General features: G+C 64.7%; 9 protein-coding genes and 1 pseudogene. 4 read left to right on the forward strand and 6 right to left on the reverse strand.

Annotated elements, in window-relative coordinates:
- Positions 1-413: 413 nt before the first annotated feature.
- Together ACWEK3_RS41505 and ACWEK3_RS41510 are read right to left on the reverse strand one after the other, a co-directional pair.
- Positions 414-947: a hypothetical protein gene (locus ACWEK3_RS41505; protein ID WP_450543997.1), complete on the reverse strand. Its 534-nt coding sequence runs from the start codon at positions 945-947 to the stop codon at positions 414-416.
- Positions 948-1,308: 361 nt separating this feature from the next.
- The gene (locus ACWEK3_RS41510; RefSeq protein ID WP_453252177.1) at positions 1,309-2,715 is read right to left on the reverse strand and encodes a glycoside hydrolase family 28 protein; all 1,407 of its coding nucleotides are present in this window, start codon (positions 2,713-2,715) and stop codon (positions 1,309-1,311) included.
- A gap of 1,230 nt (positions 2,716-3,945) precedes the next feature.
- Between ACWEK3_RS41510 and ACWEK3_RS41515 the strand changes: the two genes are divergently transcribed.
- Positions 3,946-4,467 (forward strand): hypothetical protein, encoded by a 522-nt coding sequence (locus tag ACWEK3_RS41515; RefSeq protein ID WP_453252178.1) that lies wholly within the window; start codon positions 3,946-3,948, stop codon positions 4,465-4,467.
- A gap of 87 nt (positions 4,468-4,554) precedes the next feature.
- Positions 4,555-4,941: a hypothetical protein gene (locus tag ACWEK3_RS41520; RefSeq protein ID WP_453252179.1), complete on the forward strand. Its 387-nt coding sequence runs from the start codon at positions 4,555-4,557 to the stop codon at positions 4,939-4,941.
- A 20-nt stretch (positions 4,942-4,961) separates the two neighbouring features.
- Here the strand turns inward: ACWEK3_RS41520 and ACWEK3_RS41525 are convergent, their stop codons facing one another.
- Entirely contained in the window at positions 4,962-5,915 is a 954-nt protein-coding gene (locus ACWEK3_RS41525; protein WP_453252180.1) for a site-2 protease family protein, read from the reverse strand.
- On the opposite strand from ACWEK3_RS41525, the gene ACWEK3_RS41530 reads away from it, so the two are divergent.
- A complete protein-coding gene (locus ACWEK3_RS41530) occupies positions 5,904-6,200 on the forward strand; it encodes a hypothetical protein (RefSeq protein WP_450543993.1) in 297 nt (98 codons plus the stop codon). The genes ACWEK3_RS41525 and ACWEK3_RS41530 overlap by 12 nt on opposite strands.
- A gap of 80 nt (positions 6,201-6,280) precedes the next feature.
- Here ACWEK3_RS41530 and ACWEK3_RS41535 read toward each other — a convergent pair whose 3' ends face one another.
- On the reverse strand, positions 6,281-6,562 hold the full coding sequence (locus ACWEK3_RS41535; RefSeq protein WP_453252181.1) for a hypothetical protein: 282 nt from the start codon (positions 6,560-6,562) through the stop codon (positions 6,281-6,283).
- A 327-nt stretch (positions 6,563-6,889) separates the two neighbouring features.
- On the opposite strand from ACWEK3_RS41535, the gene ACWEK3_RS41540 reads away from it, so the two are divergent.
- Positions 6,890-7,135, forward strand: coding sequence for a hypothetical protein (locus tag ACWEK3_RS41540; protein ID WP_450543989.1), 246 nt, complete (start codon positions 6,890-6,892; stop codon positions 7,133-7,135).
- Here ACWEK3_RS41540 and ACWEK3_RS41545 read toward each other — a convergent pair.
- Positions 7,132-8,338: pseudogene (locus ACWEK3_RS41545) on the reverse strand (IS110 family transposase). The gene ACWEK3_RS41540 and the pseudogene ACWEK3_RS41545 overlap by 4 nt on opposite strands.
- A gap of 284 nt (positions 8,339-8,622) precedes the next feature.
- A partial coding sequence (locus ACWEK3_RS41550) for a hypothetical protein (RefSeq protein WP_453252182.1) occupies positions 8,623-8,817 on the reverse strand: 195 nt, incomplete at its 5' end.

Raw genomic sequence — 8,817 nt, forward strand, 5'->3', positions numbered from 1 at the left:
CGACAACACGATGAGCCACCACTCCCACGCTGCCGCTACCTCCACGCCTGACCAGGCGAAACGCAGTCCTCAAGCTCGGAAAAACAACAGCTTCTCAAGGTCATGGGCCGCCCTCCACCAGTGAAGGCGGCGCCTCGTCTCGGAGATCGTTTGTGCCTCAGCGGACGAAAGTGAGCCACGGTGGCGGGTGCGCCGACCGATCAGGCGCGCGTGTGCCTCGCTGAGCCCCACCTGTCGGCGTTCGCGTGAAAGTACCCAGCCGGGTATACGGAAACGTCCCCAGCAGGCTGGGCTCCGGAGTTCCCGGTCCATCCGATGGCCAGACGACCCGGGACAGCGGCTGTTGTCCCGGGGTCTGAAGACGCGGGTAGCCTTAGCGCCTCGCCAGTGCAAGTCCGTGGTGGAGCCCACGGTCAGCGAGGGATCAGCGAGCCCTCTTCCGTGACCGTCAGGCGCGCCTGGTTGCCCTCCGCCGGGCAGTCGCGGCCGTTGGGATAGGTGGGCTGCGGGGTTATGCTGATCTGTCGGTTGAGTACGGTGGCGCCGCGCTTGTTCTTGAATACCAGCGTGACGTGTATCGGCTTGCTTGGCAGGTCGGTTATGACTGCGAAGCCAGGCATGGAGGGCTCGCGGGTTTGGGGGGTCCGGGCTGCCGGGCTTTCTTCGGCGGTAGCGGATTCCGTGGTCATCACGGGGTTCCCTGGGGTTGCCGGTTCTTCCGGCGAGGTCTCCTGTAGCTGCAGCGTACGCTTCCGGCATGTGCCGTCCCAGCAGGCTGTGAGGGTTGCGTCGGCCACCCTGTTCGCCAGTTCCGGGGAAACCTCGACCCGGATCCCGACGAGCGCGCCTATCAGGGTGCAGGAATGGGTGTCTCCCGCGTAAACCCCGCACGCGGTCAGCAGCGCAAGAGCCGCCAGGGGTACTGCTAATCCGATGTTGTGTCGCACGCTGGCTCCTCGGCAACCATCTGCGTTTTGATCATCGCCACTCATGCTCGCACGGCAACTTCACCATGTCGCTCGCCTTGAACCGTCGAGTGCCATCCCCAGCTTGTTGCTGAACCATGGCCGCGGGAACGGGGCCCTTTGGCGGGCCGCAGCGAAGTGGAAGCCATAGCCCCGCGTGGCCGGGACGTGAGCCCGCTCGGCCGCAGCCCGCGCGTCGCCCGCCGAGGCTGGGTTGCTGCGGTATTCTCTTGTGGTTAAGAGCCGGGCGCCGTAGCCAGCCACGCGGCTCCATGCTGCACTCGGGGACGCTGATCTCGACCCGCGGACACGGCGCCTTGCAGTCCGGTAGATGGATGGAACGTCAGCAGTTCGGCACGGCATCGCCGTTGGGGCAGCGTTTCCCGTTCATTCGCACATTCTTGAGGTTGACGTGCTCCGCATTTTTCATGATGAGCGGGTTTTCGACATCATTGATGGTTACGTTCCTCACCAAGACATCTCGGATCGGCTGACCTTCGATTCCAACGGCGCGGATTCCAGTCCTAGCCGTTTCGGCTGTCACCTTTTCGACGTTGAAGTTCCGGTATCGTGAGGGGTATCTGCCGCTGCCCTCGTTCTTGTAGTTGGTGTCAAAGTCGAGCACTGTGTCAGCGTTCCCGACCTTGATATTGCGCGCCCAGATATCTTCGATGCTGCCGCCTCGGTCCGTGTTTGACTTGAAGTAGAGCGCGGACCTCACGTCGCCGAGGATGTTGTTCTCCATGAACACGTAACGCACTCCGCCGGACATTTCGCTCCCGATTGTCAAACCGTTATGGCCTCGCATGTCGTTGTCCCGGATGATGATGTTTTCGCTTGCGCGTCCAACGCGCCAGCCGTCTTGGTCACGACCTGATTTCACAACTACGCTGTCGTCGCCGGTGATGAAAGTATTGCCTTCGATCATCACATTGGTGCTGGAGTCTACGTCCACGCCGTCATTGTTCAATGACTTGCTGTCGACCGTCACGTTGCGGAGCGTGGAGTTGTGCGTGTAGACGAAATGGTTGACCCAGAAGGGGGAATTGATGGCTGTAAAATCCTTCAGCAGCACGTTTTCTGATTCATAGAACTGAATCATGCTCGGCCGAAGGTAGTCACCTTCCCCGAACACCCTCTCCTCGACCGGCACCCCAGTGGTGCCCATCGTGCGAAGGCGCGACTGTGCGGGATCCTGCTTCGGCCTGAACGTGCCAAACCCCTCCTTGTCAGAGGGCTGGGTGTTCCCGTCGATAACACCGCCGCCTGTAACCGCGACGTTCGTCGTTCGGAAGGCGTAGATCAGCGGGGAATAGTTGTAGAGGTCTGTGCCCTCCCAGCGAGTCAGCACCTGAGGAAGGTAGTCAGTGGCGTCGTGGCTGAAACGCAGCACCGCGCCATCGGAGACGTGCAGGTCGACGTTGCTCATCAGATGTATCGGACCTTTGCTGAACCAGGCACCTGCCGGCAGTACGACGCGGCCGCCACCGGCGCTGTTGGCTGCATGGATCGCGGCCGTGATAGCTGGCCTCGCATCGGTCGTCCCGTCTGCCACGGCCCCGAACTCGGTTACGGTGTAATCGCGGTCCGGGAATGTGGGCACCATGATCGACTTTTCGATCTGCGGCACACGCCCCCATCCGGGTGCTCCCCACTGGGCGCCAGCACCGTTGCCAGACGTGTCAGACGCAGCGGTGGCCGCCGCTGGAAGACTTGAAAGAACGAGCCCGAGCAAGGTCGACATCACCATGATGCGCCCCCCGCTTCTACCATGGCCCTTCATCTCCACACTCTCCTCACCGATCTCCAGTGTCGGTCGCGTCCGCACGGTTCTCGGGGTCTTCCACACCGAAGTTCCCCTCCCGTAACCGTCTTCTGCGGGTCTTGGCCGGTAGCGACCCGGTTCGACCACCTTGCCGCCAACCTTGGGGAGCCCCGTAAGTCCACTGCGGAACCGTCGTCCTCTCCCTCCGGCGCTCAGTCATCCATGGCGGTCCTGAGCACCCTCGAGCTCCATATCCGCGATCGGACGCGCGTGCAGCGTGAACAAGCCCCTCACGGCGCGGGGCACGAAGGCCGGTGCATCGGTGGCCTTCTACGCCATGCAGTAGTGGGTCCTGTGTATGACCTACTTCGTCAAGCACGAACGCACGACGCTGATCGTCCTCGAGGAAGGCGGCCATGTCAGGTCGACCTCGTCCCGGGCGCCACTGGCCAGCCAACCTGTCAGGAACGTCCGCAGTGGGCTGCAGCCGACCGTGTTGGCCGCCGCGAACCGAAGAGTCCATGTCGGATGGCGACAGGATGCGCGTTGCATTGACAGGTCGCATGGTCCCTCCTTTGGGATCAGCCGGCCTGCCGCACTAGAAACCGCTTGTGGTCGTCATGACCAGATCATGCACGCCATCGGCTGTCAAGGACTTCAGTTACTGAAACAAGTTTCATCTAGCCCTCCGTGGATTGACCGACGTCGGCGTGTGGCGAGCCACTCGGTCGAGCTCCATAGGCTGTTGATCCTGCGAGGGCAGCAGAACTGCCAAGGTCCGCAGGTCTGTTGGGTCGTCACCGATTATGACCACGTCATGCTTCGCCAGGACCTGGTCATATCGCAACACGTCAAGTCACAACGGTCTTGGTTTGGTTCACCACGCCGAAATACCGCACACCAGAAGTTTTCGGCACAACTCCCGGCGAGTGACGATCATGTCAGGCCCGCTTCCCTGCCCTGAGCCATGGAAGGAAGCTCTTGAGTCCGCCTTTGCCCCGTGTTAGGTTCTGCCGACTCAAAAGCCTTTGCAGTTTGGTGGTTTGATGCAAGGGGGACACTGCCAAACGTTGAAGGACTCGTCCTCAAGGGCGTGCGGATGAACGGCGGGCAACTGCCCGAGCAACCATAAGACCATGTGCGACGGAAAGGACGGAGTGAGTCGAGATGCCGAGTGAGGGAACGCGCGCGAGAGGGATCGCACGACGAAGCCTCGTGCTGGGAGCAGGTGCCGCCGCCTCCACAGTCGCGCTGGGGCAAAACGACGCCTCAGCATTTGAGCGACCCGCGCAGCCACCAAAGGCAGGCAAGTCGCGCAGAATTCTCAATGCCTACTACCTGGCAGCGAACGCCTATACCGTCGTACCACGCCGCGTCCGCGAGGACATGAAGTGGATGGCCAGTATTGGGACCAACGCGGTCTCGATCAGTGTGCTGGAGCAAGATTTTGACAGCGCCAACTACAACGTCCACATAGCAGTAGAAGAAGCGAAGCGGGCAGGCATAACCCCGTATGCCGTTCCCTCACGTTGGGGAAGCCTGGTGGCAGGCGCACCGAGTGTGCCCAGCAATTTCACCGAGACTCACCCGGAGACCTGGGTGATGAAGTCCGGCGGCACTCCGTACACGAACAGCAGAGGCCATCAAAGTGACCCGACCCACCCAGCAACGATCGAGTTCTTCCTGAAGACGACTGAGAAGTTGCTGACCCAGTGGCCCTTCGAAGGGATCGTCTGAGACGAGCCGAAGCAGAACAACGCCTATGACCTGTTCCGTCAGGCAAGCGAGCACGCCAAGACGATCAAACCTGACGCGACAGTCACGTTGTTCCTCGACCTCGCCTCCTTCCGGGGAGGCTCCTCGGCCGACGCGGCCGAACGGTTCGCCCAGATCGAGGCTCTTGACTATTTCGGTTGCGACGGCAGGCCCTGGGGACCCGACGACCCGGGTGAGCAGAACAAGGTCCTGCTCGGTGGCGACGGGGAACGTTTCATCTCGATGGCCAAGAGGAACGGCAAAGGTAGCTTCCTCCTGGCGGAGACCTACGCCTTGCCCAAATCGGTCTACCCTCTCGTCGATCGGCGCTTTCCGGAGGTCGTCGACCTGGGCTGCGACCAACTGTACTACTACTACTTCCCGCGCAACGTCGAGGATCCAGACCTGCTCATGCAGATCACCCAGAAACATGTGCGCAACTACGCCGGAAGGTGAAGCTCGGGTTGGTCAGGCTCTCACCGGCCTATAACCCGGTGAGAGCCTGAACGCTGGCTACGGTCCGGCCGTGCCGGTGGAATTAGGGCCACTCGACCTCGTGCGGCCCCGTGTTCGCCGAGTACGGCCAGCACCATGCCGACGACCTGTCGGCTGCGTCCGGCCGCCCGCTGGGCCCGTTCGCAGTGCCGCGTACGCCACCACAACACGGCCTGCAGCACTCGACCCCCTTCCAGTGGTGCGTCGGGCAGCCTGTTGAAGACGCTCAGCAGCAGGTTCGTGCCCCCCAGCCAGCCCAGTACGGCAACCGGTACCCGCCAGCCGAGCGTCGCGTCCACCGCGGCCGAGCCCCCTATCGCAGCCCCGCCGAGCAGAAGGCTGGCGACCGGCCCGCTGACGGCGACTGCGAACCTTGCCCGCGCCGTCGTCCGCCGGTCCATCCGGGTCAGTCCACCGAGCGCCCACAATGTCATGTCTCGGACGGGTATCCCGGCCCTGCGGGCCGTCAGTGCGTGCGCCGCCTCGTGCACCACCAAGCTCACCAGCAGCAGAGCGCCAGCCACTCCGGCGACCGCGTACGCGGCGGGTGCCACGCTGGCGTGTAACTGGGCAGCGTCCGGCTGGCCAGACCGTATGCGAAAAGCAGCATGATCAACGGCACACTCCAGTGCGCCGACACCGCCACCCCGCGCACACTCCCGATCCGGATCGAACCCTTCATCGCTATCACCACCGACAGATGCACGGGGCGCAGCCGAGAACGCGCTCCAGGCCCCCCTTCCATGGTCCGTCCGGCGCCTCACGATCGAAAGCAGGCCTATGACACCAGGCCGGCGCGATCCGGAACCGTGCCTGGATCCTCCGCAGCGCCGCGATCGCCGCCGAGGCAGAAGCAGTGTTTTGGACCTACGGTGGTCTGACAGGGGCCGACAAGCCGAACCGGCGTTGCGGAGGAGGCTGCGATGGAGGAGCACTTCGTCTGGGTAACGACACGCCGGCTTCAGCCGGGCACCTTGGAGGAGTTCGAGAGGGCATGGCGTCCCGCCCCATACCCGCAGGGTCTGCGCCGCGCTTTTGCGTACTGGTCCGAGGACGGACGGGAGATCACCGGGGTGTCGTTCTGGGACTCCAAGGAGGTATGCGACTCCTGGCGGGCCTCCGAGCCGGAGGCGCAGCGGCGTACGGCCATGGCGCCGTACGTCGTCGAGGAGCGGGAAGGTTTCTACCGCGGCCGTGAACTGGCCATCCCCCAGAAGTAGCCGTTCGCGAGCGGGTGCCGCTGCAGGCCGCAGTGGTCCCTCCGGCGACGCAGCGACGGCGGGGCAGTCGGTCACGGCCGTCAGGTGGTCATCACGGCATCGCAGTCGGGGCAGACCACGGACGCGTACTTTGCGGGATACCAAGGCGCCCCAGGGTGCTCGGATGGCTGCTGGCAGGCCGTCTCCATGGCGAAGGTGTCCTTGCCGCAGAGAGTCCGCGGTCCAGTCGCGGTGGGCGTCCCCGGGGCGGTGGGCGCCGCATGCACCCGGCGGACGGTCCGTGCCTCACCAGGCGCCCCGCCCCAGGAGGTGCGCGTGCCCACCGGCTTGTCGAGCTCGTACACGACGACGATCGCGCCCATACCTCTACGGTAGACGGCCCCACCGCCGGTCCGCGGTGGGCTATCGTGCTCAGTCTGGGTCGGTCTGGCGGTCTCTGGGGGCCCCTATGTCTTTGGTCAAGCTGGCCGGGCGGGGTTCGGGGCGTCTGGAACGATGTGTCCGTGCATGCTGATGATCAGGTTGGCGAGGGTGTCCCCGCAGAGCTTGCGGCGTTCCTGCGGGGTGTGGTCGACGGCCGCCCGGTGAAGATCGCTCCTTCCGTCTGCGAGGGATGCGGCGGCCGTGTGTTCTTCGCTTTGGTCAATGCGTCCGGTTCGGAACGGGAGTGTTCTGGCTGCGGGAGCCGTGTGTTCATCGCGGACAGCGAGGAGTACTGGAACGAGGAGTCCTGGGAGGACGACGAGCCTGGTGCGGCCGGCTGCCCGTGCGGGAGCGAGGAGTTCGAGGCTGCGGTCGCGTTCTCGCTCGGCGATGACGGATCGGTCCGCTGGGTGACCGTGGGCCTGTGGTGCATCAAGGACGGACTCTGTGGGGTCTATGCCGACTGGAAGATCGACTACAGCCCCACGGATCACCTCCTGACGATGGTCTAGGTCTGCCGGACGACGGCCCGGACCGGCTGCGGTTCGTAGAAGGTCCCGTCGCGAAGCAGCGCGAAGAGGACGTCAGCCCGGCGTCGGGCAAGGCAGAGCAGGGCTTGGGTGTGGTGCTTGCCCTGGGCGATCTTGTCGTAGTAGGCCCGGGAAGCCGGGTCTCCCAGGGCGGCGAACGCGGAGAGGAAGAAAGCCCGTTTGAGCTGCTTGTTTCCCCTCTTGGAGGGCTGTTCTCCGCGGATTGAAGACCCGGAACTGCGGGTCGCCGGGGCGCGACCCGCGTAGGCCGCGAGGTGGCCGGCTGTCGGGAACGTACTGCCGTCGCCGACCTCGATCAGAATCCGGGCCCCGGTCCTGACGCCGACTCCCGGCATGGACGTCAGGACCTTTGAAAGAGGGTGGGCCTCCAAGAGTTCCTCGATCCGCCCAGCCAGCAGCTTGCGCTGGTCAAGCACGGCCGTCAGCGAGGCGGCCAGGCTCGGGACAATCAGCGCGGCCGCCTCGGTTCCCGGGACCGTCACGGTCTGCTCGTCCAACGCGGCGAAGATCTCCTCGACCAGCCGCTCGGCCATCCGCGGTGCCTTCGGTCGCAGCAGGGCGATCAGCCGCCGCCGGCCAGCCTTGCGGATCTGGGCCGGGGATCCGAACCGTTCCAGCAGCGTGAGGACGGCCGGGTGCTGCAAACGGCCCCAGGACCCGTTCCAGCGACGGATGGATCTGAGTCAGCAGTCCGTGAAGCCGGTTCGCAACCCGGGTGGCCTCGCCGGCCAGGTCGTCGTCGAACCCGACGATCATCTCCAGCTCGGCGATCGTCTCGTCCTCGCCGTCGATGGCCCGCAGCGTGTGGGGCATTGCGCGGGCCGCGTCGGCGATGATGAACGCGTCCCTCGCGTCCGTCCTGGCCTCGCCTGGGTAGAGGTCGGCGATCCGCCGCATCGTCAGCCCCGGTAAGTAGGCGACCGGACAGCCCATGTTCCTCGCGACCGCCAGCGGCAGGGCGCCGATTGAGGCCGGCTGGTCGACCACGACCAGCACCGTTCCGTGCTTGGCCTGGAGTTTCGCGAACAGTTCGCGGAGCTTGGGTTCGGTGTTGGGCAGGCGCTTGTCGAACGCCTTCTTCCCGGTCGGGGTGACGGCGGTGGCGTGGTGTTCGCCCTTGCCGACGTCCAGGCCGAGGAAGACGTCGATGTCGCCGGTGTCGATCACGTGCAGGTCCCTCCATCACGCTTTCGTCCGGCCTTGCCAGGGCACCGAGCTGCCACATCCACGTTACGGAGAGCTCTTCCGGCCGGGTGAAGCCGGTGCTCAAGCCCCTCATCAGCGGTCCGTCGATGCCTCCGGACCCGGTGACACCACCCCCCGGATCATGAACAACAAGGGGGGGAAGTCATGCCGGACCCGAAGGCCGGAGGCCCCATTGCGGAGCCACGAAAAAGGTAACGGGGGGGCAACCCGGTCGCGGGTGCTGGCTGCTGGCTGCGGGGAAGTTATGGGGCGAGCAGATGGGCGTCGAGGCTGCGTGCGCTGGTGTGTTTGAGTAACTCGGCCGGGTCACCCTCGGTCGCATGGGCGGTCCGTGCCAGGCAGAGTCGCCACGGGGTCGATAAGGTCCGGGCCGACAGCCGCGTCGGATGACGCTCCAAGGCACGCAGCAGGGCGTGCCAGCCCGGAGCGAGCGCCTG

Source organism: Streptomyces sp. NPDC004721 (genome assembly GCF_053601495.1).